The 26,606-nt window shown below is 72.1% G+C and carries 23 protein-coding genes and 1 pseudogene; 15 read left to right on the plus strand and 9 right to left on the minus strand.

From position 1 onward, the window contains the following. Nucleotides 1–234: ClpB D2-like domain containing protein (locus Acy02nite_RS42995; RefSeq protein ID WP_498063730.1), on the plus strand; the 234-nt coding region annotated here is incomplete at its 5' end. 266 nt (nucleotides 235–500) lie between these two features. On the opposite strand, the pseudogene Acy02nite_RS43000 reads toward Acy02nite_RS42995, so the two are convergent. Beyond that, nucleotides 501–1,412, minus strand: a pseudogene (locus tag Acy02nite_RS43000) (RNA polymerase sigma factor); the annotation flags it as partial. A 447-nt stretch (nucleotides 1,413–1,859) separates the two neighbouring features. Between Acy02nite_RS43000 and nhaA the strand changes: the two are divergent. Continuing rightward, on the plus strand, nucleotides 1,860–3,146 hold the full coding sequence (gene nhaA / locus Acy02nite_RS43005) for a Na+/H+ antiporter NhaA (RefSeq protein WP_239175797.1): 1,287 nt from the start codon (nucleotides 1,860–1,862) through the stop codon (nucleotides 3,144–3,146). A gap of 151 nt (nucleotides 3,147–3,297) precedes the next feature. Here nhaA and Acy02nite_RS43010 read toward each other — a convergent pair whose 3' ends face one another. Beyond that, nucleotides 3,298–4,197, minus strand: coding sequence for an N-acetylglucosamine kinase (locus tag Acy02nite_RS43010; protein WP_203755104.1), 900 nt, complete (start codon nucleotides 4,195–4,197; stop codon nucleotides 3,298–3,300). A 95-nt stretch (nucleotides 4,198–4,292) separates the two neighbouring features. Here Acy02nite_RS43010 and Acy02nite_RS43015 point away from each other — a divergent pair, with 95 nt between their 5' ends. The 5 genes from Acy02nite_RS43015 to Acy02nite_RS43035 are packed head-to-tail and all read left to right on the plus strand — an operon-like array spanning nucleotide 4,293 to nucleotide 10,229. Next, nucleotides 4,293–5,201, plus strand: a complete 909-nt coding sequence (locus tag Acy02nite_RS43015; protein ID WP_239175799.1) for a MurR/RpiR family transcriptional regulator — start codon at nucleotides 4,293–4,295, stop codon at nucleotides 5,199–5,201. Nucleotides 5,202–5,216: 15 nt separating this feature from the next. Continuing rightward, the gene (locus tag Acy02nite_RS43020) at nucleotides 5,217–6,548 is read left to right on the plus strand and encodes an extracellular solute-binding protein (protein ID WP_203755107.1); all 1,332 of its coding nucleotides are present in this window, start codon (nucleotides 5,217–5,219) and stop codon (nucleotides 6,546–6,548) included. An 11-nt stretch (nucleotides 6,549–6,559) separates the two neighbouring features. Next, nucleotides 6,560–7,528 (plus strand): carbohydrate ABC transporter permease, encoded by a 969-nt coding sequence (locus tag Acy02nite_RS43025; protein WP_239175801.1) that lies wholly within the window; start codon nucleotides 6,560–6,562, stop codon nucleotides 7,526–7,528. Continuing rightward, entirely contained in the window at nucleotides 7,525–8,352 is an 828-nt protein-coding gene (locus Acy02nite_RS43030) for a carbohydrate ABC transporter permease (protein ID WP_203755111.1), read from the plus strand. Before Acy02nite_RS43025 ends, Acy02nite_RS43030 begins: the two co-directional genes overlap by 4 nt. A 29-nt stretch (nucleotides 8,353–8,381) precedes the next feature. Then, entirely contained in the window at nucleotides 8,382–10,229 is a 1,848-nt protein-coding gene (locus tag Acy02nite_RS43035) for a beta-N-acetylhexosaminidase (RefSeq protein ID WP_239175803.1), read from the plus strand. 201 nt (nucleotides 10,230–10,430) lie between these two features. Here the strand turns inward: Acy02nite_RS43035 and Acy02nite_RS43040 are convergent, their stop codons facing one another. Further along, nucleotides 10,431–11,582 (minus strand): GDSL-type esterase/lipase family protein, encoded by a 1,152-nt coding sequence (locus Acy02nite_RS43040; protein ID WP_203755112.1) that lies wholly within the window; start codon nucleotides 11,580–11,582, stop codon nucleotides 10,431–10,433. Beyond that, nucleotides 11,579–12,163 (minus strand): TetR/AcrR family transcriptional regulator, encoded by a 585-nt coding sequence (locus tag Acy02nite_RS43045; RefSeq protein WP_203755113.1) that lies wholly within the window; start codon nucleotides 12,161–12,163, stop codon nucleotides 11,579–11,581. Before Acy02nite_RS43045 ends, Acy02nite_RS43040 begins: the two co-directional genes overlap by 4 nt. A 511-nt stretch (nucleotides 12,164–12,674) precedes the next feature. Here Acy02nite_RS43045 and Acy02nite_RS43050 point away from each other — a divergent pair. Together Acy02nite_RS43050 and Acy02nite_RS43055 are read left to right on the plus strand one after the other, a co-directional pair. Beyond that, a complete protein-coding gene (locus Acy02nite_RS43050) occupies nucleotides 12,675–14,195 on the plus strand; it encodes an FG-GAP repeat domain-containing protein (protein WP_239175805.1) in 1,521 nt (506 codons plus the stop codon). Between the two features lie 476 nt (nucleotides 14,196–14,671). Then, nucleotides 14,672–15,304: a class I SAM-dependent methyltransferase gene (locus tag Acy02nite_RS43055; protein ID WP_239175807.1), complete on the plus strand. Its 633-nt coding sequence runs from the start codon at nucleotides 14,672–14,674 to the stop codon at nucleotides 15,302–15,304. A gap of 173 nt (nucleotides 15,305–15,477) precedes the next feature. On the opposite strand, the gene Acy02nite_RS46985 is transcribed toward Acy02nite_RS43055, so the two are convergent. Next, nucleotides 15,478–15,645 (minus strand): hypothetical protein, encoded by a 168-nt coding sequence (locus Acy02nite_RS46985; RefSeq protein WP_239175809.1) that lies wholly within the window; start codon nucleotides 15,643–15,645, stop codon nucleotides 15,478–15,480. Nucleotides 15,646–15,654: 9 nt separating this feature from the next. On the opposite strand from Acy02nite_RS46985, the gene Acy02nite_RS43060 reads away from it, so the two are divergent. Both Acy02nite_RS43060 and Acy02nite_RS43065 read left to right on the plus strand, forming a co-directional pair. Then, nucleotides 15,655–16,293 carry an alpha/beta fold hydrolase gene (locus Acy02nite_RS43060; protein WP_239175811.1) on the plus strand — a complete coding sequence of 213 codons (639 nt, stop codon included), beginning with the start codon at nucleotides 15,655–15,657 and terminating at the stop codon, nucleotides 16,291–16,293. A gap of 173 nt (nucleotides 16,294–16,466) precedes the next feature. After that, complete coding sequence (locus Acy02nite_RS43065) at nucleotides 16,467–17,153, plus strand: GNAT family N-acetyltransferase (protein WP_203755118.1); 687 nt, start codon at nucleotides 16,467–16,469, stop codon at nucleotides 17,151–17,153. Between the two features lie 294 nt (nucleotides 17,154–17,447). Here the strand turns inward: Acy02nite_RS43065 and Acy02nite_RS43070 are convergent, their stop codons facing one another. After that, nucleotides 17,448–18,848 (minus strand): sensor histidine kinase, encoded by a 1,401-nt coding sequence (locus tag Acy02nite_RS43070; protein WP_239175813.1) that lies wholly within the window; start codon nucleotides 18,846–18,848, stop codon nucleotides 17,448–17,450. 135 nt (nucleotides 18,849–18,983) lie between these two features. Between Acy02nite_RS43070 and Acy02nite_RS43075 the strand changes: the two genes are divergently transcribed. Next, nucleotides 18,984–19,658, plus strand: a complete 675-nt coding sequence (locus Acy02nite_RS43075) for a response regulator transcription factor (protein WP_203755120.1) — start codon at nucleotides 18,984–18,986, stop codon at nucleotides 19,656–19,658. A gap of 98 nt (nucleotides 19,659–19,756) precedes the next feature. On the opposite strand, the gene Acy02nite_RS43080 is transcribed toward Acy02nite_RS43075, so the two are convergent. Beyond that, nucleotides 19,757–20,860, minus strand: coding sequence for an alpha/beta hydrolase (locus Acy02nite_RS43080; protein WP_203755122.1), 1,104 nt, complete (start codon nucleotides 20,858–20,860; stop codon nucleotides 19,757–19,759). Further along, the gene (locus Acy02nite_RS43085; RefSeq protein WP_203755124.1) at nucleotides 20,835–21,731 is read right to left on the minus strand and encodes a hypothetical protein; all 897 of its coding nucleotides are present in this window, start codon (nucleotides 21,729–21,731) and stop codon (nucleotides 20,835–20,837) included. Before Acy02nite_RS43085 ends, Acy02nite_RS43080 begins: the two co-directional genes overlap by 26 nt. 85 nt (nucleotides 21,732–21,816) lie before the next feature. Here Acy02nite_RS43085 and Acy02nite_RS43090 point away from each other — a divergent pair, with 85 nt between their 5' ends. The 3 genes from Acy02nite_RS43090 (at nucleotide 21,817) to Acy02nite_RS43100 (ending at nucleotide 25,088) form a co-directional block, all read left to right on the plus strand. Continuing rightward, nucleotides 21,817–23,535 (plus strand): phosphatidylglycerol lysyltransferase domain-containing protein, encoded by a 1,719-nt coding sequence (locus Acy02nite_RS43090; RefSeq protein WP_203755126.1) that lies wholly within the window; start codon nucleotides 21,817–21,819, stop codon nucleotides 23,533–23,535. Between the two features lie 3 nt (nucleotides 23,536–23,538). After that, nucleotides 23,539–24,255 carry an SGNH/GDSL hydrolase family protein gene (locus tag Acy02nite_RS43095; protein WP_239175815.1) on the plus strand — a complete coding sequence of 239 codons (717 nt, stop codon included), beginning with the start codon at nucleotides 23,539–23,541 and terminating at the stop codon, nucleotides 24,253–24,255. A gap of 320 nt (nucleotides 24,256–24,575) precedes the next feature. After that, nucleotides 24,576–25,088 (plus strand): hypothetical protein, encoded by a 513-nt coding sequence (locus Acy02nite_RS43100; RefSeq protein WP_203755129.1) that lies wholly within the window; start codon nucleotides 24,576–24,578, stop codon nucleotides 25,086–25,088. 90 nt (nucleotides 25,089–25,178) lie between these two features. On the opposite strand, the gene Acy02nite_RS43105 is transcribed toward Acy02nite_RS43100, so the two are convergent. Then, nucleotides 25,179–26,516: an FUSC family protein gene (locus Acy02nite_RS43105; protein WP_203755132.1), complete on the minus strand. Its 1,338-nt coding sequence runs from the start codon at nucleotides 26,514–26,516 to the stop codon at nucleotides 25,179–25,181. Nucleotides 26,517–26,606 lie beyond the last annotated feature (90 nt).

Consider the following 26,606-nt stretch of genomic DNA (forward strand, 5'->3'; position numbering starts at 1 on the left):
TCGAAGAAGGGCTTCGACCCGGTTCTGGGCGCCCGGCCGCTGCGCCGCACGATCCAGCGGGACCTGGAGGACACCCTCTCCGAGCAGATCCTCTTCAACGAGCTGCGCCCCGGCCAGCTGGTGGTCGTGGACTGCGAGGGCGACCCGGCGAACGTCGAGAAGGCGAAACTTGTCTTCCGCTCCGCCGATCGCGCACCCGAGGTGCCGGACACCGTCCCGGCCGGCATCGAGTAATCAGCACCGCATAGATCAATATCGGTCATGTGTGCGACCGCGCCCCGCGTGCGGTCGCGCACCTTTTCCGTCCCGGCACCCCTGAAGACCAACACCCCTGAGACCCGATTTGCCGTACGCCGTGAGCACCGGCCGCGGTCGTGCCTGCTTGCCGGGAGATCCCGGGGTGCACCTGATGTCCCGGCCGTAGAGCCGCCGTCCAGTTGCGGTGCTCATCGAGCCGGTGATCGCCGGTTCCGCGTGCGTCCGGCGGTGGTGGTCGCCTGTCAGCCGAGGTAGTCGCGCAGGGCGCCGGAGCGGGCCGGGTGGCGCAGCTTGGACATGGTCTTCATCTCGATCTGGCGGATGCGTTCCCGGGTCACGCCATACACCTGACCGATCTCGTCCAGGGTGCGGGGGACGCCGTCGCTGAGGCCGAACCGGAGCCGGACCACGCCGGCCTCCCGCTCGGTGAGCGTGGCCAGGATCGACTCCAACTGGTCGCGCAGCAGACCGAAACTGACCGCGTCGAGCGCCACGACGGCGTCGGTGTCCTCAATGAAGTCGCCGATCTGCGCGTCGCCCTCGGCGCCCACCTCCTGGTCCAGAGAGATGGGCTCACGTGCGTACTGCCGGATCTCCTGCACCCGGGCCGGCGGCAGATCCATCTCGACGCTCAGCTCGGCGGGGGTGGCCTCGCGGCCGAGCTGCAGCAGCAGATCGCGCTGGACCCGGACGAGTTTGTTGATCAGCTCGACCATGTGCACCGGGATGCGGATCGTGCGGCTCTGGTCGGCCATCGCGCGCGAAATCGCCTGCCGGATCCACCACGTGGCGTAGGTCGAGAATTTGAAGCCCTTGGTGTAATCGAATTTCTCGGCCGCGCGGATCAGTCCGACATTGCCCTCCTGGATCAGATCGAGGAACGGCATGCTGCGCCCGCTGTAGCGTTTCGCGATGCTGACGACCAGGCGCAGGTTCGCCTCCAGGAGGTGGCTTTTCGCGCGTTCCCCGTCCCGGGCGATGAACCGCAGGTCGCGCAGCCGGTCAGCGGTAACCGTCAGCTCGGCGTCGTCGTGGGCGCGGAGCAGCTCCGTCGCGTACAGCCCCGCCTCGATCCGCTTCGCGATCTGCACCTCCTGCTCGGCGGTGAGCAGGGGGACGCGGCCGATCTCGCGCAGGTACGCCTTGACGGTGTCGACATCCACATAACCCTGCGGAAGCCGGGCGGTGCCCCGCTCCTGCTCGTCCTCGTCGGTCGTCTCCGCCGTGCGGTTGCGGTCGATCGTCGTCGTCACGTAATCAACTCCGGATGGATACGGAGGCATCGCAGCCTGAGAAGAAGCGCTGCCGAGAGGCCCTCTGGCTCTTCGGGGGTGTGGCGCGAAGCGATTGCGATTATACCCGTCTGAGCTTGGTATTCCGTCTAGGCGAATACGCGTGGATCCGCGGGGGAAACGCCGCGCCGGAAACTCGCCCGCGGGAGATGGCGTCCGGGTGATCGCGTCGCCGTAGCGTCGCGCCGGATAGGGTGGGACGCGGTGTGCCGGGAAGTCTGGTCGGCGATGCAGCCACCCCTGCCCGGTTGGGAGCGTTTTGTGCCTGAAACACCTGAGTCTTCCGTGCCTGGAACGCCTGGGCAGACTGTGCCCGGAACGCCTGGTCCGACCCCTGCTGTCCTCGGTCGCGGCACCTGGGCCGAGGCGCGCCGCATCACCGAGGTGCTGCGCAAGGAGACGGTCGGCGGGGTCCTGCTGCTGGCCGGCACGCTGATCGCGCTCTGCTGGGCGAACTCGCCGTGGTCCGGCGGATACCGCGCGATGATCGGCTGGGCCGTGGGCCCGGCCGCGCTGCACCTGCGCCTGCCGCTGGCCACCTGGGCCGCCGACGGCCTGCTGGCGATCTTCTTCTTCGTCGCTGGCCTGGAGCTCAAACGCGAGTTCGTCGCCGGTGACCTGCGGGACCCGCGCCGGGCCGCGGTGCCGGTCGCCGCCGCGGTCGGTGGGGTGATCGTTCCGGCGCTCTGCTACCTGCTGGTCAATCTCGGCGGCGCGGTCCGCGGCTGGGCCGTGCCGACCGCCACCGACATCGCGTTCGCCCTGGCGGTGCTGGCCGTGATCGGGCGGTGCCTGCCGAGCTCGCTGCGCACGTTCCTGCTCACCCTGGCGGTCGTCGACGACCTGATGGCCATCGTGATCATCGCGGTGTTCTACACCGCGCACCTGTCGGTGCTGCCGCTGCTGGCCGCGCTGGTGCCGCTGGGCCTGTTCGCGGTGCTGGTCCAGCGGCGGGTGCGCTCGTGGTGGCTGCTGCTGCCGCTCGCGTTCGCGACGTGGGCGCTGATGCACGCGTCGGGGGTGCACGCCACCGTGGCCGGGGTGCTGCTCGGGTTCGCGGTGCCGGTGCTGGTGTCCGAGCGCTCGCCGCGGCCCGATCCGGGGCTGGCCGAGCACTTCGAGCACCGTTTCCGGCCGATCTCCGCCGGGGTCGCGGTGCCGGTCTTCGCGCTGATGTCGGCCGGGGTGACGATCGGCGGGGCGGCCGGGCTGCGGTCGGCGCTCACCGATCCGGTCGCGATCGGGGTCGTCGCCGGGCTGGTGCTGGGCAAGCCGGTCGGCATCCTGCTGGCGACCTGGCTGACTGCGAGGTTCACCCGGGCGCGGATGGACGACGGGCTGGCCTGGGTCGACGTGGCCGGTCTGGCGCTGCTCGGCGGCATCGGATTCACCGTGTCCCTGCTGATCGGGGAGCTGGCCTTCGGCGACGGCGAGCGCGCCGGCCACGTGAAGGTGGCCGTGCTGGTGGGTTCGCTGGCCGCGGCGCTGCTGGCCACGGTGGTGCTGCGGATCCGCAACCGGACCTACCGCCGGCTGTACGAGGCCGAGCGGGTGGACCGCGACAACGACGACGTCCCGGACGTGTACCAGCGCTGACGCCGCTCGTGTCGGGACCCGCTCGTGTCGGCGGCCGCTCGTGTCGTGCGATCCCGGCGTGGCCGCCGCAGGATCACGGTCCGGCGACGGCGACGTGGCCCGTCGCCCCGGAGTCGGCCGGGCGCTGCCTCGTGCGGTGTGGCCTGTCGTTTCACGGGCGGCCGAGCAGCGCCTCGTGCAGCGCGGCCGGGGTGAGCGTGGTGAGCGGGCGGGCGGCCAGCCACGCCGCGCCGGCGGCCGGGTCGCGGCCGGTGCTGGGCCGCCGGCCGCGGGCGTGCAACGTGGCCAGGACGCCGTCACGGACCGGGGTGTCGCACGCGAGAAGGCCGCCACCGAGCACGACGGGCCCGTCCGCGCCCAGGTCGTCGAGGGTCCGGACGAGGTGGCTGACGGCCTGCCCGACGATCGCCGAGGCGTGCGTGTCGCCGCCGCGGGCGGCCGCGCAGACCAGGGGCGCCAGGGCGCCGATCTGCTCCCACGGCAGCGCCTGAGCCCAGTAGACCAGGTCGTCGGCGCTGGTCACCCCGGCCCGCGCGGCGATCTGCGCGGCCAGCGGCGCCGACCAGTCGCGCACCGCGACCCGGACCGCCTGCAGGCCCAGCCACCGGCCGGAGCCCTCGTCGCCGAGCAGCCAGCCCAGGCCGTCGGCGGTGCGCACGACGGCGCCGGCGTGCACGGCAGCCGCGATCGCCCCGGTCCCGGCGATCAGCACGGCGCCCGAGGTGGCGGGGCTGCCGGCCGCGAACGCGGTGACCACGTCACCGACCACGGTGACCGGACCGGTCACGCCCAGCGCGGCGAGGGCCGGTGCGAACTGCGCGGCGGTGGCCGGCCCGGCGATGCCGAGCGTCGCGGCGCGGACCAGCGCGGGGGAGTGCTCGCCCAGCGCGGACTCCACCGCCGCGGCGACGGCTGCCGCCGCGTTGCCGGCGCCGGCGGTCAGCGGGTTGCCCGGGCCGGAACGTCCCCGGCCGACGACCGTGCCGCCGGTCGTCGCGACCACGGCGGTGGATGCGGTGCCGCCCGCGTCCACTCCCACCACCAGTTCCATGAACGAGATCGAAACATAGGCAAGACTTGTTGACTAGACCTCGTGACGGTCGTAATTTTCATCAGGAACAGCCAGCTATGAAAAGGATAACCACAGTGACGGGTGAGAGCGGTGGGCTGCTCGGGCGGCTCCGGATCGAGGGACCGGCGATGCCGGAGGCCCTGGCGAAAATCGCCGACACGATCCTGGACGACCCGGAGACCGCGGCCAACGCGAGCATCGTCGACCTGGCCGAGCGCTCCGGGACGTCGACCGCGACGGTGACCCGGTTCAGCCGGACGCTGGGCTTCAAGGGCTACGCGAACCTGCGCGTCGCGATCGCCACCGAGACCGGCCGAGCCACGCAGGCCCGGTGGGAGACCGACATCAGCGGCGACATCGCCCCCGACGACCCGCTCACCGACGTGCTCGGCGTGGTCACGGCGGCCGACACCCGCGCGATCCAGGACACCGCGGCCGGCCTCGACATGGCTTCCGTCGAGCGGGTGGCGGCAACCATCGCCGAGGCCAACCGGGTGGAAATCTTCGGGCTGGGCAGCAGCGGCACGTCGGCGCGGGAGATGGCGTTCCGGCTCGAACGGATCCGCGTCCCGGTCTGGCACCGGGTGGACTCGCACACCGCGCTGACCAACGCCGCCCTGCTGCTGCCCGGGGACGTGGCGATCGGCCTGTCGCACTCGGGGCGTACCCGGGAAGTGATCGAGACGCTTGCCGAGGCAGCCGATCACGGGGCGCTGACCGTGGCGCTCACCAGTTACAGCCGGTCACCACTGGCGGAGGTGGCGGACGTCGTCTTCACCACCGCCGTGCAAGAGACCACGTTCCGCCTGGCGGCGCTCTCCGCCCTGCACTCCCAGCTGCTGATCCTCGACATGATCTACGTCGCGGTCGCGCAGCGCACCTACGAGCGGACCGCCGAAGCACTGGAGCTGACGGTTCGCGCCGTGGACGCCCATCGCCTCCCGGAGAAGAACCCGACCCGTAACCGGAGCCGGAACAGATAATGTGAGGAGTCCCCTGTGCTCGGACGACGCCATGCCGCCGCGGCAGCCCTGTGTGCCGCGACCCTGTTGACAGTGACCGCCTGTGGTGGCGGCGGCTCGTCGGCCGCCGGTGACGACGGCTCGCCGAAGACCGTGCCGAACACCCGCGGTGAGGGCAAGACGCTCACCGTCTGGGTGATGGACGGCGACTACACCGACGCCACGATCAAGGCCGTCGACGACCAGTTCACGCAGGCCACCGGCGCGCAGGTGGACGTACAGATCCAGCAGTGGGAGAGCATCACCACGAAGATCAGCACCGCGCTCTCCACCACCGGAACTCCGGACGTGCTGGACCTGGGCAACACGCAGGTGCCGGGTTTCGCGGCCAACGGCGGTCTGCTGGACCTCACCTCGTACAAGGCGGACCTGCAGCAGGGGCGGACCTGGCTGGCCGGTCTCGAGGAGCCGGCGACGGTCGACAAGGCGCTCTACGCGGTGCCGGGTTTCGCCGGGGCGCGCGCGGTCATCTACAACAAGAAGACGTGGGCCGACGCCGGGGTGACGACCGCTCCCACGACGTACGCCGAAATGACCGCCGCTCTGGACAAGGTGAAGGCGAAGAACCCGGCGGCCGACTTCTCCCCGTTCTACCTGCCCGGGCAGTACTGGTACGCCGGCATGCAGTTCATCTGGGACGCCGGCGGTGACATCGCCACCAAGGACGGCAGCACCTGGAAGGGCGGCTTCGCCGACGCGGCCGGTCAGAAGGGGCTGAGCGACTTCAAGACGTTCCAGAACACGTATTCCACCAAGGCGTCGCAGGCCATCGACACCATCACCCCGGACCAGAACCAGGTCTTCGCCGACGGCAAGACCTCGGCCATCCTGTCGACCGCCGGCTCCATCGGTCTCATCCAGAAGGCCAACCCCCAGATCAAGGCCGGCGATCTCGGTACGTTTCCTCTCCCGGGACTCTCCGGCAAGGCCCAGCCCGTGATGCTGGGCGGCTCCGACTGGGGCATCGCCACCAAGAGCGACACGCCTGAGCTGGCCCTGCAGTGGGTGAAGATCGCCGCCGGCCCGGCCGTGCAGGACAAGTTCGTCTTCGGCAACGACGGCTGGATCCCGAACAGCACGCAGGGCATCGAGGCCGCCCAGGGCAGCCTCGACGAGCAGCAGAAAGGATTCTTCACCGCGGCGCTGACCTCGAAGGCAACCCCCGCCGCCGCCGAATGGCCGACCCTCGAGGGCGACAAGAGCATCAACCAGGTGTTCTCGAACGTCGTCTCCGGCGCCAAGTCGCCCGCCGACGCCGCCAAGGAGTTCGACTCGCACCTGGAGTCCACCCTCGCCGGCGGCAAGTGACCGTCGTGCCCGTGTCGACCGAACTCCGCGATGACGCGGCCGGCGCCGTGCCGGCCGCGCCACCGGAACCCACGCCGGGGACCCGCCGCCGCAGGCGGAACCTGGCGCCACTGTGGCTGCTCAGCCCGGCCGGTCTGGTGCTGGCCGTGGTCACGCTCGCGCCGATCGGGTTCCTGCTGTTCACCGCGTTCACCGACTACAACCAGCGGACGCTGTTCACCGGGCGGTACTCCTACGTCGGCTTCGACCAGTTCGCCGAACTGCTCGCGGACAGCGCGTTCTGGATGTCGCTGCTGCGGACGGTGCTTTTCACCGCCGCGATGGTGGCCGGCAGCGTGCTGATCGGGATGGGCGTGTCACACCTGCTCACCCGGCTCGGGCCAGGATGGCGGTACACGGTCACGGTCGTGCTGATCGTGGCCTGGGCGATGCCGAACGTGGCGTCGTCGCTGGTGTGGAACTGGCTGTTCCAGCCCGGATACGGAGTCGTCAACTGGGTCCTCGACCAGGTCGGCGTCTTCGGGGACACCACCGACCTCAACTGGGCGCAGGACCCGGCCCGGGCGTACGCCGCGATCTTGCTCCTGATCGTCTGGCAGGCGGTGCCGTTCATCGCGCTCACGCTCAACGCCGCCGAGACGCAGGTGCCGCCGGAGTACAAGGAGGCCGCGCGGCTCGACGGCGCGAGTGAGCTCGCCGTGTACCGCATCGTGACGCTCAACCATCTGCGGCCGATCCTGCTGCTGGTCACGATCCTGTCGGTGATCTGGGACTACAACGTCTTCAACCAGATCTGGCTGATCTCGCGCGGCGGCCCGGGTGACGCGACGTCCACGCTGGGCGTGTTCACCTACAAGACCGCGTTCGTCGGCTTCCATCTCGGGCAGGGAGCGGCGATCTCCGTCGTCACCACCCTGCTCCTGCTCGTGCTGACCGCCTTCTACATCCGGCGGCTGCTGCAATCGGGGGAGGACCTGTGAGGCACCGCAGTCGCTGGGCGGTCAACAGCATCGCGGCGATCTTCTGCCTGGTGTGGATCTTCCCGGTCTACTGGATGGTCAACACCGCGTTCAAGCCGCGGCCGGAGGTCATGACCGCCACGCCGCACTTCGTGCCGTCGCACCCGACACTGAGCAACTTCGTCACCGCGGTCTCGCAGGAAAACTTCCTCCTGAACCTGCGCAACAGCGTGATCGTGGTGGCGGCGACGGTGCTCGCGTCGATCGTGCTGGGATTCTTCGCCGCGGCCGCGCTGTCGCGGTTCCGGTTCCCCGGCCGGCGCGTGATCATGGTGGTGATCCTCGCCGTGCAGATGCTGCCGAGCACCGCGCTGCTGATCCCGATGTTCGTCATGTTCAACAGCCTCGACCTGCTCGGGACGTACGCGGCCCTGGTGCTCGCCTACGTCGCGACGGTGCTTCCCTTCTCGATCTGGGTGATGCGCGGATTCTTCGTCGCCGTCCCGGCCGAGCTCGAGGAGGCCGCGCAGCTCGACGGCGCGACCACCTGGGGCGTGCTCACCCGGGTGCTGTTCCCGCTGGTCGCACCGGGTGTCATCGCGACCGGCATCTTCGCGTTCATCGCGGCGTGGAACGACTATCTGTTCGCCTACACGTTCATGCAGGACCAGAGCCGCTACACGCTGCCGGTGTGGCTGGCCTCGTTCACCAACCCGCACACCGGCACCGACTTCGGCGGGCAGATGGCGGCGTCCGTCCTGTTCTCCGTCCCCGTCGTCGTGTTCTTCCTGATCATTCAGCGCAACCTCGTCGCCGGGATGTCCGCCGGCGCGGTGAAGGGCTAGGTTCCACCTTGTTCGACTCCCGTCGGCCCGTGCCTCCGCTGATCCCGCGCCCGCTTTCCCTGACCGCTGGGGAGGGGGAGCTCGTCCTGACCCGTGCCACCACCGTCGGCTGCCACCCGGCCGTCGTCACCGCCGATGACGGTCAGGCCGTCGTCAACGATCACGCCGGCGCCGCCACCACTACCGCCACCACCACTACCGCCACCGCCGCCACCACTACCGTCGGCGCCGCCACCGCCACCGACACCACCGGCGACGCCACCGCCACCGACACCACCAGCGCCGCCACCGACACCACCAGCGCCGCCACCGCCACCACCGGCGGCGGTGACCCCGTCGAGCAGCTGGGCGGCGTGCTCGCCTGGCTGCAGCAGGCGCTGCGACCGGCCACCGGGCTGCCTCTGCGGGAGTCCGGCCAGGCGACGATCACTCTCGGACTCGCCGGTAACCTGGGCCCCGAGGCGTACCGGCTCACCGTCACCCCGGTGGGCGCCGTCGTCCTCGGCGGGACCGCCGCCGGAGTGTTCTACGGCTGCCAGGCCCTGCTGCAACTGCTGCCGCCCGCTGTCCACCGCCGCTCCCCGGTCGCCGGGCAGCACTGGGCGATCCCGGCGGTGGAAATCTCCGACGAGCCGCGGTTCGCTTGGCGCGGGGCGATGCTCGACGTGGCCCGGCACTTCATGCCCAAGCACGACGTGCTGCGCTTCATCGACCTGATGGCGCTGCACCGGCTCAACACGCTGCACTGGCACCTGACCGACGACCAGGGCTGGCGCCTGGAGATCAGACGTTATCCGCGCCTCACCGAGGTGGGGGCGTGGCGCCGGGAGAGTCAGGTCGGGGCGACCCGGGACGCGCCCGGCGACGGCCGTCCGCACGGCGGCTTCTACACCCAGGACGACGTACGGGAGATCGTCGCCTACGCCGCGCAACGGTTCGTCACCATCGTGCCGGAGATCGAGTCGCCCGGCCACGTGCAGGCGGCGCTCGCCGCGTATCCGCAGCTCGGCGTGGGCAAGGAGCCGCTCGACGTCTACACCCGGTGGGGCATCAACCGCAACGTCCTCAACGCCGAGGAGTCGACGGTGATTTTCTTCCAGAACGTGCTCGACGAGGTGCTCGCGCTCTTCCCGTCGCGGTGGATCGGGGTGGGCGGCGACGAGTGCCCTCGCGACCAGTGGCGCGACGATCCCCGTACGCGGGAAAGGATGATCGAGCTCGGACTGACGGGCGAGGAGCAGATCCAGGCCTGGTTCATCCACCGGCTCGACGAGCACCTGACCGCCGCGGGGCGCCGCCTCTTCGGCTGGGACGAGATCCTCGAGGGCGACCTGGCGCCCGGCACCACGATCGCGTCCTGGCGTGGCATGACCGGGGCGGTGGCGGCTGCCCGGCGCGGCTACGACGTCGTAGCCTGCCCGGACGACCGGGTCTACCTCGATTACCGGCAGTCGGAGTCGCCGGACGAGCCGATCCCGGTCTCGATCCCGCTCACCGTCGCCGACGTGTACGCCTTCGACCCGGTGCCGGACGGGCTCACCCCGGACGAGGCGCGGCACATCCTCGGCGGGCAGGCGAACATCTGGACCGAGCATGCCGACTCGCCGCGCACCGTGGACTACCTGGCGTTCCCGCGGCTGTGTGCGGTCGCGGAGGCGCTGTGGAGCCCGGCCGGCGGCGACTACGAAGAATTCTTCCGCCGTCTCCGCCATCACTTGGCCCGCCTGGACGCGCTCGGGGTGGAGTACCGCCACGCCGGTGGGCCGCTGCCGTGGCAACGCCGGCCCGGGGTGCCCGGACGACCGGACACCCGGCAGCAGCGGGCCGCGCACATCGCCAGGCTGGTCGAGAACATCGCACCTCAGGAGGTGTCATGACGTTGGCCACCGGCACCGGCACCGGCACCGGCACCGGCACCGGCACCGGCACCGGCACCTGTTGAAGGCAGCAAGACGTCCGCTCCCGGCCCGGCCTCCGGCCTCGCTCCCGGCCCGGCCTCCGGCCTCGCTCCCGGCCCGGGCTCCAGCCTCGCGCCCGGCCCCGCCGGGGCGGCAGCGCTGATGACGCCCGGCAGGAGATCAGGAGGCGTGGAACGGGCCGCCCGCGCCGAACGCGTGCTCCGCGAAACGCTCGCCGATCAGCTGATGTGTCGCGGTGTCCGGGTGCAACGCGTCCGGCAGTGGATGCGCAGCCGCGTCCTTCTCGCCGTAAAGCACCGTCCCGTCCAGATAGTGCAGGTGCGGATCATCCGCGCGGCGCCCGGCCAGCGACGCCAGCGCCTCGCGGATCACCCGCAGCGACAGGCGCCCCAGTTCGCGGTCGCCGGGCCGCCCGGTGGCGATGAACCGGACCTGATCGGTGCCGAGCGTCGCCGGGTCCACCGCGCCCGGGCCGGGAGTGTCCTCGTGGATGCCGCAGAAGATCGGAGAGATCAGCACGATCGGCGTACGCGGATGGCCGTCCCGGATCGTGTCCAGGAACCCGTGGACCGCGGGAACGAACGTGCGCAGCCGCATCCCGTCCAGGTTCACCACGTTGATCCCCAGCTTCACGCTGATCAGGTCGGCCGGCGCGTCCCGGATCACCCGGGCCAGGAACGGGTCGACCAGCGCGCTGCCGCCCAGCCCGAGATTGCGCAGGTCCACCCCGGCACGGCGGGCCGCGACGGCGGGCCAGGTCCGGGCCGGGGAGGTGGCGTTCGAGCCGTGACTGATCGAGCTGCCGTGATGCAGCCACCGCCGCCGGCCCGTCGCGACCGGGTGGACCGGCTCGTGGGTGCGCAGCGCGATCAGCTCCACCGCCTCGTTGTGCGGCAGCCAGATCTCGACGACCTTGTCACCGGCCGGCAGGCCCGCGAAGACAGCGGTGTGCGGCTCGCCGGGTCGGAACCCACTCGCGCCGGTGCCCAGGTCGACCTCGATCAGGTCGCCGCCGCCGAGCCCGTCGCTCGCGACGATCTCGTCGCCGATCACCAGGTCGATGCTGCCCCGCGGCCGGTCGGCGCCCCGGTACCCGACCCGGCTGGGGTGACAGACCAGCTCGACCGTGCGCGCGGTGGTCCGGGCGACGATCCGGACCCCGGAGGGCTGACCCTCCACCATCGCCAGCTGCGGATCGGGGAACCGGGCCAGCACCGGGCCCGGTAGACGGTGCGGCCGGATGCCGCGCTCGGTCGTCTCCAGTTCGGCGGCGCCGTGGACGAGGGCGGCGGTGATCGGGGTGGTGATCATGAGGGGTCTCCGGGGTCGGCGGGCCAGGCGGTGAGCAGGACGTCGAGGGCCTGGACGGTCTTGCGCCAGGACACGTCGGGGGAGGGGTGGCTGTGGTCGAAGCCGCCGATGCGTTCCAGCGCCAGATAGCCGTTGATCGTGGCGCCGAGCAGGCGGACGGCGTGGACGTGCTGGTCCTCCGGGATGGGGTAACCGCGCAGCACGGCCTTGTTCAGCACGACGATCCGGCGTGCCGCGTCGGACCGCACGACGGTGTCGCCGGCACGCCGTTGCAGGGACTGCCATCGGCCGGGCGCCTCGCGGGCGAACTCGCGGTGCGCGGTGGCGAAGCCGTCCAGCGCGTCCCGGCCGGCTCGGCCCGCGATCGCGGTGGCGATGCGCTGGGACAGGTCGGCGAGAGCCAGGGCCGCGACGCCGTCGAGGAGGGCTTCGCGGTCTTTGACGTGCGAATACAGGCTGGGGGCCTGCACTTTGAGGCGGCGCGCGACAGCCGAGAGGGTGACGGCTTCGAAGCCGGCCTCGTCGGCCAGGCCGGCCGCGGCGGCGACGACAGCGGCAGAGGTGAGAGGGACACGTTCCACACTCCCAACCTATACCCATTAGGCATCTACCTACAACCAATAGGTACGTCCACGCCTGCTCCGCCCCGGTCTGTCGGCCGACCCGATACAGCCGTGAGCACCAGCCGAAGTGCTCGGGCTGGCGCTGAGGGTTGTATCGGGCGGGCGGTACGACCGTGAGTGCCAGCCGCGGTGCTCGGGCTGGTGCTGAGGGTTGAGTCGGGGCTTCAGGACAGCCGTGAGCACCAGCCGGGCCGCGGTGCCGTTCGGGCGGCGTACCGGCGAAGGACCGCAATCGCCACGGGCAGCAACTGGCGGCTGGGTCCGTGATCGGCGACGGGCGGCGCCTGGCAAGTATCGGATGACCCGCCGCCGTCGTGAGTGGCGGCCCGTCCGTGATCAGCGGCGGGCGGTCCTTGAAGGTTCATTCCGGACGACAGAGGTGAATATCACCGCCGCCGAACGTCTTTCGCGTTTGCCGGAATGTGTGGCAGATTGGTGCGGCGCGGTGAGTGAGAGCGGGGAGCGGGCTGTGAATCGGAGCAAACGGGGACGTCCACGATTCACCGGCGTCTTCGCCGGTTCGGTCGCGTTGACGTTCGTCGCCGGGACGGTGCTCATGCCGTCGCCGGCGCAGGCCCAGCCCGACGCCGCCACGTCTGTCACCCCGGCCAACTGCCGTCCCGGTGACGTGATCTCCGCGGACCGGGTGATCGCCGATCAGATCCGGCCCCTGATGAGCGGCCGCCGCCTCGGCTCCTACATCAACGGCAACCGCGTCGCCTGCGCGCGGATCATCGTCCGCACCGTGCAGGACCGCGGGCTCGGCCAGCGGGCCGCGGTGATCGCGGTGGCCACGGCGATCGCGGAGAGCACGCTCACCAACCACACCGTGGCGACCGACCACGACAGCCTGGGCCTGTTCCAGCAGCGGCCGTCGCAGGGCTGGGGCTCTCCCGGGCAGCTGGTCGACCCGACCTACGCGACGAACGCGTTCCTCGACGCGATGATCCGGAAGTACCCGAAGAACGCCTGGATGACCGGCGACATCGGCGCGATCTGCCAGCGGGTGCAGACGTCGGCCACCCCCTGGGCGTACGCGCCGGAGGTGCCGGACGCCGCGCTGATCGTCGGCGCGTTGTGGGCCCAGGTCACGGCCCCGCAGCCCGGCGCGGCGAAGACGACGACGCCGGCCGCCGCGGCGCCGACCGGCCCGTTCCAGCGCACGCTGCTCACCACCGGCGCCGAGCTCGGCCCGCTGGACGGCGCGCACGCCCTGACGCTCGCCGACTGGAACGCCGACGGCAAGCCCGACCTGGTGGTGGTGAAAGCGGCCGGCACCGTCACCGGCAAGACCGAGCTGCGCATCATGGACGGTTCGCGGAACTTCTCGTCCCTGCTGCTGAACACGGCCACCGGGCTCGGCCCGTCCGACGGCACCCAGACCTACACGGTCACCGACTGGAACGCCGACGGCAAACCCGACCTGGTCGTGGTGCAGCGCTCCGGCACCGCCAGTGGGCACGTCGAGATCCGGGTCGTCGACGGCGCGTCGTACTTCCAGAAGCTGCTGGTGGAAACCTCCACCGCGCTGCCCCCGGCCGACGAGCATGTCCAGTTCACCGTCGCCGACTGGAACGGCGACGGCAAGCCTGACCTGGTCGCCGCGCAGACGTCCGGCACCGCGAGCAAGAAGGTCGAGGTCCAGGTCCTCGACGGCGCCTCGAACTTCCAGCAGCCGCTCGGCGCGGCGAAAATCACCACCGCCGAGCCGGCCGCCGACGGTCTGCAGGTCGCGGTGACCGACTGGAACGCCGACAAGCGCGCCGACCTGGTGACGATCCGCAAGGCCGCCAAGTCCGAGGTGCACGTGCTGGACGGCGCGTCGTCGCTCACCGGCTACCTGTCGCAGACCAGCACCGGGCAGGCCGCCGACGATCGCTACGAGCTGCTGATCAACGACTTCAACGGCGACAAGCACCCGGATCTCGTCGTGGTCCAGAAGACCGGCACCGCGAGCGGCCGCGCCGAGGTCACCGTCCTCGGCGGCTGACCTCCGCCCGGAAGAAGATTTACACCCCTTTCCCGTACGGTCGTCAGTCGCCCGTCCCCGCACGCGACCGCCGCATCGGCGACGCGCTGCAGCCGATCGCGGTGTGGGGCGTTCCGGGGAGTGACAGCCAGACGCTCGGCTTCTGCCTGCCTTTCTCGCTCATCGCCCGCAGGCCTTTTCCGGATGGACGAAAGGCCCGCTCACCATGAGCGCGGAGGTCTCGGCCGGGGAATGCAACCCAGGTTCCTAGGATGCTCTACGGGGTGAGCGTGAGAGCACGCGGAACTGGACCACGCGGCGAGGCATGACCGGCGTTCGCAGCCGAACCCCTCTCCGGGCCGGCGCCGGCGCTGGCGTATGGCGGGCAGGACCGGGGAGGCGCTGGCGTGCGGCGGGCGGGACCGGGCCGGCGCTGGCGTGGGGCGGGCAGGATGGGAAGCGTCCGAGGAGTTCGTGCTCGCCGAGGAGGCGCTGTCGTGGACGAGTCACCAGCCACAGTCAAGGCGCGCCGGGTCTGGGATCGCACCGCCCCCGGTTACGACCGCCAGATCCAGTTCCTGGAACGGCACTGGTTCACCGGTGGCCGGGAGTGGCTGGGCGCCCGCGCCGAGGGCCGGATCCTCGACGTCGGCGTCGGCACCGGCCGGAACCTGCCGCACTACCCGCCCGCCGCCACCGTGACCGGGATCGATCTGAGCCCCGGCATGCTCGACCACGCCCGCCGCCGTGCTGCCGCTCTCGGCCGACCCGCTGACCTGCGCGAAGGCGATGCCGAGAACCTCGCGTTCGGCGATGCCCGCTTCGACACGGTGGTGTGCGCGCTGGTCCTCTGCACCGTCCCGGACCGGCGGGCGGCACTCGCCGAGATGTGGCGGGTGCTGGTCCCCGGTGGACGGCTGTTGCTGCTCGACCACATCGGCAGCACCTGGCCGCCGGTCCGCGCCGCGCAGTGGCTGCTCGAGCGGATCACCGTGCCGACCGCGGGGGAGCACTTCACCCGCCGCCAGCGCCCGCTGGTCGAGGCCGCCGGTTTCACGATCGTCGAGGCGGTCCGCCTCAAGGCCGGCAGCGTCGAGCGCGTGCACGCCCGCAAGCCGGTCATCACCTGAAGCGTCGAGCACCCCGCAAGCCGGTCACAGCCTGAAGCGTCGAGCGCGCTCGCAAGCCGGTCACCGCCCCACCCGGTTGGTTCGCTCAAGGCCTGGTGGACCTCTGAGCCGCGAAGCGTGCGCCTCTGCGGGTGGGACCTGCCGATCATGGGTATCGCCAGGCAATGTCCGATTCACGATTCCGCGAGCGCTGGGTGACGGTTGCCGGCGTACCCACGCACGATCTTCATGCCGGTGTATCCGCGCCTGATCTTCAGGTCGGCGTACCTGCGCATGGTCGTCATGCCGGTGATCCGGCCGGGCTGCCGATCGTGCTGGTCCACGGTCTCGCCGTGTCGCATCGTTACCTGATGCCGACCGCCCGCGTCCTTGCCGGCCGGCACCCGGTTCTGGTGCCTGACCTGCCGGGCTTCGGAAGATCCGGAAAACCGCGGCCGGCGTACGACGTGAGCCGCCACGCCGAGCACCTCGCCGCGTGGCTGGACGCTCTGGGCCTGCCGCGGGTGTGCGTGGCCGGGCACTCGTTCGGCGCCGAGGTGGTCGCGCGTCTCGCGGTGCTGCGCCCGGATCTGGTCGCGGCGATCGTGCTGGCGAGCCCGACCACCGATCCGGCCGCCCGTTCGCGCCGGGCGCTGATCGGGCGCTGGGCGCTGGATCTGCTGGTGGAGCAGCCATGGCAGGCGCCGGTGCTCGCCCGGGACGTGGCCGACGCGAAACCGTGGCGGGTGCTGGCGACGGTCGGTCATTCGGTGCGCAACGCGATCGAGAGCGACCTGCTGCGGCTGCCGGTCCCGCCGCTGGTGCTGGGCGGTTCGCTCGATCCGGTGGCGCCCGCACGGTGGCGCGCCGAGGTGGCGGCGATGACCGGTGGGGTGTCGGTGACGGTGCCGCAGGCCGCGCACAACGTCATGACGACGTCGGGCCGCCGGTCGGCCGCCGCCATCACGGCCTATCTGCGCGACCTCGTCGCTTCCGGCATGCCTGGTTGAGCACGAGGCCGGGTCCACGGCGCGCGCCCGGCATGGTTCTGCGCCGGGCCGGACCGGAGTGAAGTGCCCGGTGATGCCACCGGACGGCGGGTGGCGAACTGGTGTGCGCCGTCCGCGCGGGTTCCGGCGATCTCGCTGTCTTGTTGCCAGAAGTTTGCAATAGGGTGAGGTCCATGGTGGATGGTGACGCCGGCGTGCCTCGTGAGCTGCTGGACGCGTGGGTCGAGGCGTGGGCGATCTCGCGTGGCGCGCCGGCGCCCGTCGCGGTGCCGGGCGGCTGGTGGATCCAGGTGGGGCTGCCCGGCCATCGTCTGCGGTATGTCCTGCGGGAGCCCGATCACGAGCTGCTCGTCCACCTCGGTGAGGAGCAGGGTTCGCCCGGCGCCTGGATCAAGATGACCGGCGATCCGGCCCGTCTGCACGCCGCGCTCCCCGCGCCGTGGGAGCCTGCGGAGACCGGGCATCTCATGACGATCGAGCTCCGGTCGATGCCTGTCCCGCCGGCTCCGGCGTCCGTCACCTCGCCTGCGGTGCCGGCGGGCTACACGCTGCGACTTGGGGATTCTTCCGCCGAGGTTCTCGACGCCGGCGGACGGACGGCCGCCTCCGCGAAACTCGTCACCGTCGGCACCGTCGCGATGATCGATCAGGTCGAGACGGTGCCCGCGCACCGCAGGCGTGGGCTGGGCAGCGTCGTCATGCGCGCGCTCGCCGAGCATGCCCGGAGCCTCGGCGCGGAGACCGGTGTCCTGGTCGCCACCGATCAAGGCAGGCACCTTTACCGGAGCTTGGGCTGGACCGTCCGCGCACCGTTCCCGGCGGCCCGGGTGCCCGAACCCGCTGACGAGGGATCGGCATGACGGAATCGGCTACCCGATCGCGCAAGTCCGGAGATCGCCACGTCGTGGTCGGGCGGCATGACAAAGGCCCTCACCCGCTGATCGCGCGGTGGGGCCTTTGTCATTTCACGTCCGGGCACGGGGATCGCTGCCTCACGAACCCGGGCGGTGCTGTACTCCAAGTCTTTCCCAGGTGGTCCGGAATCCAATCCTGAGTGACTCGAATGAGTCGCCGATCGGCATGTCGTGCGGGAATGAGCCACGTGGACGGTTCGTGGGGAACGGCGGGCCGCGGGCGGACTTGGCGCTCGACGGTCAGGGAGAGTGCGGGCCGGGAGGGTCGCGGTGCTCGGGGGTGGGTGTGCCGGGGCGCCCGGCAGGGAGGCGGACCGTGACGACGGCGCCGCCCAGGGGTGGGCCGTTGCGCAGCTCGACGGTGCCGTCGTGGCCGGTGACGATCGCGCGGACGATGGACAGGCCCAGGCCGGCGCCGCCGGTTGCGGAGCGGGCCGCGTCGCCGCGGACGAAACGTTCGAAGGCCGAGTCGAGCAGGCCCGGCGGGAAGCCCGGGCCGTTGTCGGCCCATTCCAGCCGGGCCTGGTTCCGGTCGGTGGTGACGGTGACCCGGGCCGTGGTGGCGCCGGCTGCCGCGCTGTTGGCGGCGAGGTTGCCGAGGACCTGGCGCAGGCGGCCGGGGTCGGCGTCGACGGGCGCCGGATCGCCGTACGCCTCGATGGTCAAGCTTGTGATCCTGGAGAGGGTCGACGCCTCGGACTGGGCGAGATCGGTCAGGTCGACCGGGGTGCGTAGGACGACGAGGGTGCCGGCGCGCTCGCGGGCGAGCAGCAGCAGGTCCTCGGCGAGCCGGCCGAGGCGGACGACCTGTCCCTGCGCGGCGATCAGTGACTCGCGGACCTCGGCGGGGTCGTCGGCGGCGGCGAGGGCCAGGTCGATCTCGCCGCGCAGCACCGCGATGGGGGTGCGCAGTTCGTGGCTGGCGTCGTCGACGAACGCGCGTTCCCGCTGGAAGGCCACCGACAGCCGGGAGAGCATGCCGTTGAGTGTCGCGGCGAGCCGGGCGAATTCGTCGTCGCCGGGCACCTCGGGCAGCCGCCGGTCCGGGTCGAGGGTGGAGATCGCCGCGGCCTGCCGGGTCAGCTCGCCGACCGGGCGCAGGGCCGCCCGCAGCAGCTGCCGGCCGAGTGCCGCGAGCGCGATGATCAGCAGTGGGGTGGCGATCGCGAGGACGATCAGCTGACGGGAGCCGGCCCGATCGATCGCGGACAGGGGCAGTGCCACGGTCAGCACCTGGCCGGAGTCGCCGACGGGTCGCGACAGCAGCCGCAGCGGCATCGGCCCGCCGGTGTCGCGCGGTGGCAGTGTGCCGTCGCCGAAGGTGGTCCGGTGCACGGCGCGGACCTGGGTGGGGGTCAGCAGCACCCGGCCGCGGATCGCGGCGGCGGTCGCGATCGGGGTGCCGTCGGGGCCGTAGAGCTGGGCCATCGGGTCGCCGTGCACGGCGCCGAGGTCGTGGGTCCGCACGGCGGCGACCAGGTCGTCGCTGCGTGCTGCCAGGTCCTGGTCGACGGCGGCGTCGAGCTGGTGGTCGAGCACCAGGTAGAGCAGCGACAACGCGAGCAGCACCACCATCGAGGTGCCGACGCCGAAGACGAGCGCCAGCCGGGCACGCAGCGAGGCCGGGATCAGTCTGCGCACGTCACCTCCATGGTCCTCACCGTTGTCTCATCATGCCCGGCGCAGGATCGGGGGATGACCGGGAGTGATCGTGACGTGGCCCGCATCGGTGTTCCGGCGGGGGGTGCGGGCTTCGCGCGACCCTATGCTGGCGTGGTGAGGGTGCTGGTGGTCGAGGACGATCCGGCCATGGCCGCCATGGTGGGTCGTGGCCTGCGCCGGGCGGGGTATGCGGTGGATGTCGTCGCGACCGGCGCCGACGCGGTGTGGACGATCGTCGAGACCGATTTCGACGTCGTCATCCTGGATGCGATGATTCCCGCTCCGGACGGGTTCGAGGTGTGCCGGCAGGTGCGGGAGAGGGACCGCTGGGTGCCGGTGCTGATGCTCACCGCCCGTGACGGCGTCCACGACAAGGTGCGTGGTCTCGACGCCGGCGCCGACGACTACCTGACCAAGCCGTTCGCCTTCGACGAGTTGCTGGCGCGGGTGCGGGCGCTGACCCGCCGGGAGCCGGCGCAGCGTCCGGCGGTGTTGCGGGTCGGTGACCTCACCCTCGACCCGGCGAGTCGCTCGGTGCGGCGCGGCGCCACGCCGATCCCGCTGTCGGCGAAGGAGTTCGCGCTGCTGCAGGAGCTGATGCGGCGGGCCGGCGAGACCCTGACGCGGACGTATCTGATCGAGCACGTCTGGGATTTCGCGTACGACGGCGGGTCGAACGTGGTCGACGTCTATGTGCGGTATCTGCGGGACAAGGTGGATCGGCCGTTCGACCGGGACACGATCCGCACCATCCGCGGCGCCGGTTACCGGCTCGACCCGCAGGCCTGACACCGCCGGACGCCGCGACCGTGACTGTCCGTGAGCGCGCGGGGTGGTGTGGTTGTCGGTGGGCTGACGGCGTACGCGGGAGGTCATGGTCGTGGTCCTCAGACGCGCGGCGCGATGGCCAGCGACGAGGGTGACTGCGACTGATCAGCGGCGGCCGGGGGCGGGGTGGACGTGACCGGGCGGCCCAGCTGGGTCGAGAGCCAGTCGAACGCCGGCGCCTCCATGGCCTGCCAGGTCTGCACGTTGTGGCCGCCGCCGGCGATGTAGGACGTGGTCACCGACAGCGGAGCGTGAGCGGCGCGGGCCAGCGCGCGGGTGTCGCGCAGCGGCTGGCCGTCGGCGCGGGCCGCTGCCAGGTAGAGGGCGACCGCGGGAACCGGCAGGTGTTTGAGCCGCCAGAGGTCGTTGTACACGGTGTTCTCGGTGCCGTTGCCGACGGTGATGCCCGGTTCGGCGTAGCCGGACAGGCTGGCCCCGGCCGTGTACTGCCCGGGGTGACGCAGCGTGAGGTCGGTGGCGCAGTAGCCGCCCGCGGAGTAGCCGATCAGGCCCCACCCGGCGGCGTCGGCACGCACCGGGAACCGCGCCCGGATCGCTGCCGGGACGTCTCTGGTCAGGTAGGTCTCGGTCTGGGCGCCCCCGGTGAGGTTCGTGCATTCGGTGTCGAGCAGCGGGTCGGGCGTCTGGTAGGGGAACAGCACGATGGTCGGCGCCATCCGCCCGGCCTTGATCTCCTGGTCCAGGACCTTGAGGACGTGCAGGCCCTTGAGCCAGTGCGTCGGCGAGCCGGGATAGCCGTGCAGCGCCTCGACGACCGGGTATCGGATGCCGGCGTCGTCGCGGTATCCCGGCGGCAGGTAGACGTAGACCGGCAGGGTCAGACCGCTGGCCGGTCCGGCGACGCTGATCGTGATGATCTGCCCGTTCCTGCTGCCGCGGACCGGCGAGGCGGTCGTGACCGGCGTGTCGGCGTCCGCGTTCGCGCCGGTCAGGCTCGACCAGGTGGGGTAGACCTCGACCTGCCGGTTCACCCAGAGCAGACCCGACGCGGCGGCGCTGACCAGGCAGAGCACCGCGGTCGCGGTGCGGAAGGAAACCTTCCACCAGGTGCGGCCCCGGCCCCAGCCGGCGCTGAGCGCCACGGCGGAGAGCACCGCCACGGCGACCGCCGTGACTTCAGTGCCCAGGCTGTCCAGGGACATTCGTTCCTCCGGTACGGGGCGGGGCCGGCACCGGCGCGGAGGCGCCGGGCACGGGACGGTGGTGGTGTTTCGGCGGTGGGACGGGCAGGGAGGTGACGGATGGCGTCGACGCGGCCAGCGGCGGCGGGGTCTGCTGACAGGCCCAGAGCAGCGCGGCACCGAGATCGCCGCGGTGGGTGGCGAGAAGTTGCGGGCCTGCTGCGACGGCGGTGTAGCGGCCCGGTGCCGCGGCGGCGACCCGGCGGGCGAGTGCGGCGAGCGCCGGGCCCGGGATCAGCGCCCACCGTTGCCCGGTCACCCGCAGGTCGTGGGTGAGCGCCGCGGGCAGTGCGTGGGCCAGGTCGTTCACGCCGGTGGACGCGGTGGTGCGGGCGAACACGACGACCGCGCCGCCGTCGGCCGAGGCGTCGCGGGCCGCCGCGGTCTGCACCGCCGGCGTCCACCCCGTGGTGCCGTCGTCGACGACGACCAGCGCCGAGTACCGCCAGCCTGGATGATCCAGATAGCCGGCCGGCACCACGACGGTCGGCGCCGCGCCCAGATGCCAGCCGGTCCACCCGTCGGGCTGCCAGGTGAACGCCGGCCCGTGCGCCCGCAGCCATCCGTCGAGCCGGCCGGGCGTGATCGCGTACGTCGTCCCGCCGGTCTGCGCCGACGACGACAGCGCCGCCCAGCTCGGGTAGAACTGCTCCGACCGGTTGACGACCAGCCCCACGGTGAGCAGCAACAACGTCTCGGTCAGCAGGACGCCGCCGGAGCGCAGGACGATCCGCAGGCGTCCGCCGCGCCGCCAGGTCACGACGGTGAGGGCCGCGGTCGCCACGGTGACCAGGACCGCCACGACGATCAGCGGAATGCCGGTGAGGCTCATGGGAGCAGAGTGCCGCGGCGACGATGAGAGATCAGTGAGAGCGGTTCTCATCGTGTTCTCACGGGCGGCGGCCTAGCCTGCGCCCATGACCGCAGCCTGGAATTGCCGGCCGCCGCTGTCCCGGGCGGCGATCGCTCGCCTGGTGCAACTGACCGGCCTGTTCGACGTCGTGACGGCGCTGTTCCCGGAGCAGCGCGCGCGGATGGCGACACTGTCGCAGTTCATGCCGGCCGCCGGGATCCTCTCCGCGCACGCCGCCACCGCGGCCGCCGGGGTGCTGCTGGTCTACCTGGGCAACGGGCTGCGCCGCGGCAAGCACCGGGCCTGGCAGCTCGCGGTGGTGCTGGCCGGCGCGGCGGTGCTGCTGCACGTCCTCAAGGGGCTCGACTTCGCCGCGGCCGCGGTCTCCGCCGCGCTGCTGGTGATGCTCGTCGCGGTCCGCGGAAGGTTTCTTGCGGTGCCCGATCCGCGCAGCCGGTGGCGGGCGGTGACCGCGTTCACCGGTTTCGCCGCCACCGGGTTCGTGCTGGGCCTGGCCGAGATCGCGATCCGGGCCGATCACCTCGTCGGCGCGCCCGGCGTGACGCAGTGGGTGGAGCACGCCGCGCTCGGCCTGATCGGGGTGACCGGGCCGGTGCGCTTCGTCCGGCCGTGGGCGGCGGACACGGTCAGCCTCACCACCGGCACGTTCGGGCTGCTCGCGGTGATCGCGGCTGCGGTCCTGCTGCTGCAGACCGCCGAGCGGCGCCCGGCCCGCACCGAGGCCGACGACGAGCGGCTTCGCGACCTGCTGCGACGGTACGGCGGCAAGGACTCGCTGGGTTACTTCGCGTTGCGCGAGGACAAGGCGTTGCTGTGGGCGCCGTCCGGGAAGGCCGCCGTGGCGTACCGGGTGGTGCGCGGCGTGAGCCTGGCCGCCGGTGACCCGATCGGGGTGGAGGCGGCCTGGCCGGAGGCGATCGCGGTGTGGCTGGCCGACTGCGCGGCGCACGGCTGGACCCCGGCGGTGCTCGGCTGCGGGCGTGCCGGGGGGACCGCGTACCGGCGGCACGGCCTCGACGTGATCGAGCTCGGCGACGAGGCGGTCATCGACGTCGGCGCGTTCACCCTGGACGGGCGGCCGATGCGTACGGTGCGGCAGGCCGTGAACCGGATGCGCCGGGCCGGCTACACCTGCACGGTGGTGCGGCAGAGTGATCTGCCGCCGCAGGAGCTGGCGGCGGTGGTGCGCGCCGCCGAGCTGTTCCGTGACGGCAAGGTGGAGCGCGGGTTCTCGATGGCGCTGTCCCGGCTCGGTGACCCGCGTGACGGTGATTGTCTGCTGGTGCTCGCCCGTGACGGTGAGAAGAACCTTCGCGGGGTGCTGCAGTTCGTGCCGTGGGGCGCCGACGGGCTCTCCCTGGACCTGATGCGCGGTGACCGCAGCGCCGACAACGGCCTGACCGAGTTGATGGTGGTCACCGCGATCGAGGCGGGGCCGGGGCTGGGGGTACGCCGGGTGTCGCTGAACTTCGCGGTGCTGCGGTCGGTCTTCGCCCGTGCCGAGGAGCTCGGCGCCGGTCCGGTGCTGCGGGTGTGGCACCGGCTGTTGCGGCTGCTGTCCGGGCTGTGGCAGATCGAGTCGCTGTACCGGGCGAACGCCAAGTATCTGCCGACCTGGCAGCCGCGGTACCTGTGCTTCCCTACCGCGCGGGACCTGCCGCGGATCGCCGTCGCGGCGCTGACCGCCGAAGCTTTCCTGCCGGCGGGGCGGTCGTCGGCGCCGGTGCCGGCGGCCGGCCGGGTCACGGCCGTGGCTGTCTGAGGCGTGACGGTCGCACGGGTGGCCCGGGTCGTGGCGGTGGTGTGCCTGACCGGGCTGGTGACCCCGATGCCGTTCCCGTCGCCGGTGTCACCGGTGCCGACGGTGGTGACCCTGGGCGATTCGGTTCCGGCGGGCACCGCGTGCGGGTGCGAGCCGTTTCCGCGGCTGTACGCGCGGATGCTGTCACCGGAGGCGCGATCGGTGAACCTGGCGCAGCCCGGTTACACCGCTGTGGACGTACAGAATCAGGTTGCCGGTGGTGGTGAGGTCCGGGCCGACCTCGGTGCGGCTTCGGTGGTGATCGTGATGGCCGGTGCCAACGACATGGCGCAGGTCTTCGGCGACGGCGGGGCGTATCCGGCCGCCGCCGACCGGGTGCGTGCCGCGGTGACCGGGATCGTGACCGCGGTGCGGCGGGAACGTCGTACGCCGGTGAAGATTTTCGTCGTGGGCTACTGGAACGTGGTCAAGGACGGGGCGGCCGGGCGGGCCGCCTACGGTAGCGACGGGCTGCGCGCGGCGGAGGTCGCCACCGGGTACGGCAACGAGGCGCTGCGCGCGGCGGCCGGGCAGACCGGCGCGATCTATGTGCCCACCGAGCCGGTGTTCAAGGGCGCCGACCGGTCCCGGGATCCGACGGCGCTGCTCGCCGGGGACGGTGACCACCCGGACGCGGCCGGGCACGAGGCGATCGCGGCGGCGATCCGCGCCGCGGGCTGACGTGCGTGGCGGTGACTCGTTGCCGCCTGGTGTGCGGTGCGGGCCGATGCCCGCATCGCCTGGACGGGAAGGAGATCGTCTTCCGCGGTACGCAGGAAACCGCCGGTGCCGGTGCCGCCCGGCACCCGGGTCGCCCGTGCCGGTGCCGGGCGGAACCCGTGTCACCGGTGCCGGGCGGAGCTCGTGTCATCGGTGCCGGATGCGGGACGGGACCCGCGTCGCCGGGGGCGGGTGTGCGAGGGGATTCGGGCTGCCGGGTGACGTGCTAACTTCTATTTTCTTGTAGAAGTTGGTGCCGACCAGAGGGGCGGCGTGTCAGCGTGACCGCGACACTCGGCGACATCCTGCTGGTGTTCCTGGCGGACAGTCCCGGGAGTGCCTATGAGCTGCGCCAGCGCCACGCGCAGACGTTCGGGGCGGACCGGGCCGTGGACGTGCTGCGGGTGGTCGCGGCGCTGACCCGGCAGGAGCGGCTGGGTCACGTCCGCGCGGGCGGGCGGCGGCGCGGGCCGCGGACGTACGCGCTGACCGAGAATGGTCAGCGTCGGCAGCGGGCGTGGATGCTGGACGTGCCCGCCGACGCGGGCGGGCCGGATGTGCTCGATCGGGTCCTGCTGGCGATGGCGGCGACCGACCGGGCCACCTTCGACGCCGTCGTCGCGTCCTGCCTGGCCGTGCTGGAGTCGCAGCGGGCCCGGCCGGCGTCGCGGCGGCGGGAGGTGGTGTCCGCGCCGGACGCGCGGGCCGAGCTGGAGGCGATGATGGCGTCGTCGGCGATCAGGTGGGTCCGGCACCTGGCCGGGCGGCGCCGCGACCGGGACGCCGCGGCCTGATCCGGCATGGACCTCGCACCGGCCGTTGGACTTCGGCCCGGCCGCCGGACAGCGGGAGTCCCGCCGGTGGCGGCCGGCTGAGGCCCTCGGTCAGCGGCTGGCTTTGGCCTTTTCCCACATCAGGCGCACGGCGGGCAGCACCTCGGACACGGCCGGGATGCCAGGCCCCGGCTCGCGGACGCCGACGGCCAGGGCGGGCGCGGAGCGTTCCAGGGTGCCGGCCATCCGGTCGATGTCGGTGATGATCGAGCCGGTCAGCACCAGCACGCCGGTGTCGTCGATCTCGGTGCGGACGGTGCGCAGCGTCTGCCGGCGCGCGTCGCGCAGCGACTCCAGCAGTTCGTGCAGGGTGCCGGTCTCGGCCTGCGCGTGCGGGTCCGCGATCAGTGCCGCGTGCGCCGCGAACGCCTCCGCCGCGGTCGTCAGCACCGGGCCGATCTGTCCGGGCACGGCGGCCGCGCGCGGGGTGGCGGTGGCGTCGAACATCGACCGGGCGACCGAGTTGACCTGCTGCACGCCGTGGTCCAGGGCGCGCAGGGTCTGCTGCAGCGGCGTGACCCGGGTGACCGGTGTCCGCAGTGACCAGCGGGCCTGCCGGAGCAGGTCGTCGACCGCGGTGGCCGCGTCGTCGAGGTCGTCGGTGAGCTCGCGGGAACGGGCCAGCCAGCTCGCGGCCTGCTCCCGGTCGTAGCCGTCGCGGACCCCGGCGCCGAGCCGGTCGAGCAGGCGCGCGATGCCGGTGGACAGGCGTGCCAGCTCGAAGCGGGCCCGCTGGACCGGGGTCATGCCACCGACCAGCGGGGACAGGATCGCGCCGACGACGATGCCGAGCGCGGTCGCGGCGATCCGCTGCCAGACGACCGCCTCGGTGATCGGGCTGCCGGCGATCGCCTCGGTCGCGGCGCTGCCGGCGACCAGGATGCCCAGTGACGTCGCCGGCACCGACACCGCGCTGTCGCCGAGGCGCAGCAGCCGGCCGGTGACCAGCCCGCAGGCAGTGATGACCGCGATCGACCACGGGGTGAGGCCGAACGCGCCCCACACCACGACCGCGACGGCGATCCCGGCGAGCGTGCCGAGCAGGCGCTGCGCGCCCTCCCGCACCGAGGCGTGCGAGCTCATCTGCACCGACAGCGTCGCCGAGACCGCGGCGACGACCGGCCCGGCCAGGTGCAGGGTCCCGGCCGCGGACCAGGCGATCCCGGCGGCGGCCGCGGTCACCAGCGCGGAGCGGCCGGCCGCCGGGTCGCACCTGTCCCGGCAGGTGCGCGCCAGCAGTCGCAGCCGGTCCGGCAGGTGCGGCCGCAGCCGGGCCGAAAAGGCCCGGCAGGCGGCCTCGGCGGCGGGCCGGACCGTACGCGGCACCAGCACGGCGACCAGGGCGCACAGGCAGAGACTGACGGCGACGACGGTGAACGAGTGGGACAAGGAGAACAGCTTTCTGCGGTACGGGCGGTACGACAGAAAGGCTATGGCGGAAATCGCCCACTATTCACTATTCGGACGAATTGTGACGAC

Source organism: Actinoplanes cyaneus, assembly GCF_016862095.1.
Lineage (GTDB): Bacteria > Actinomycetota > Actinomycetes > Mycobacteriales > Micromonosporaceae > Actinoplanes > Actinoplanes cyaneus.

Bases quoted from the DNA above. Each gene is read 5' to 3' on its own strand.
- Acy02nite_RS43010 (WP_203755104.1), bottom strand. From the start codon at position 4,197: ATGGAACTGGTGGTGGGAGTGGACGCGGGCGGCACCGCATCCACCGCC.
- Acy02nite_RS43040 (WP_203755112.1), bottom strand. From the start codon at position 11,582: ATGATCACCACCCCGATCACCGCCGCCCTCGTCCACGGCGCCGCCGAA.
- Acy02nite_RS46985 (WP_239175809.1), bottom strand. From the start codon at position 15,645: ATGCGACACGGCGAGACCGTGGACCAGCACGATCGGCAGCCCGGCCGG.
- Acy02nite_RS43060 (WP_239175811.1), top strand. From the start codon at position 15,655: ATGCCGACCGCCCGCGTCCTTGCCGGCCGGCACCCGGTTCTGGTGCCT.
- Acy02nite_RS43065 (WP_203755118.1), top strand. From the start codon at position 16,467: ATGGTGGATGGTGACGCCGGCGTGCCTCGTGAGCTGCTGGACGCGTGG.
- Acy02nite_RS43080 (WP_203755122.1), bottom strand. From the start codon at position 20,860: ATGTCCCTGGACAGCCTGGGCACTGAAGTCACGGCGGTCGCCGTGGCG.
- Acy02nite_RS43085 (WP_203755124.1), bottom strand. From the start codon at position 21,731: ATGAGCCTCACCGGCATTCCGCTGATCGTCGTGGCGGTCCTGGTCACC.
- Acy02nite_RS43090 (WP_203755126.1), top strand. From the start codon at position 21,817: ATGACCGCAGCCTGGAATTGCCGGCCGCCGCTGTCCCGGGCGGCGATC.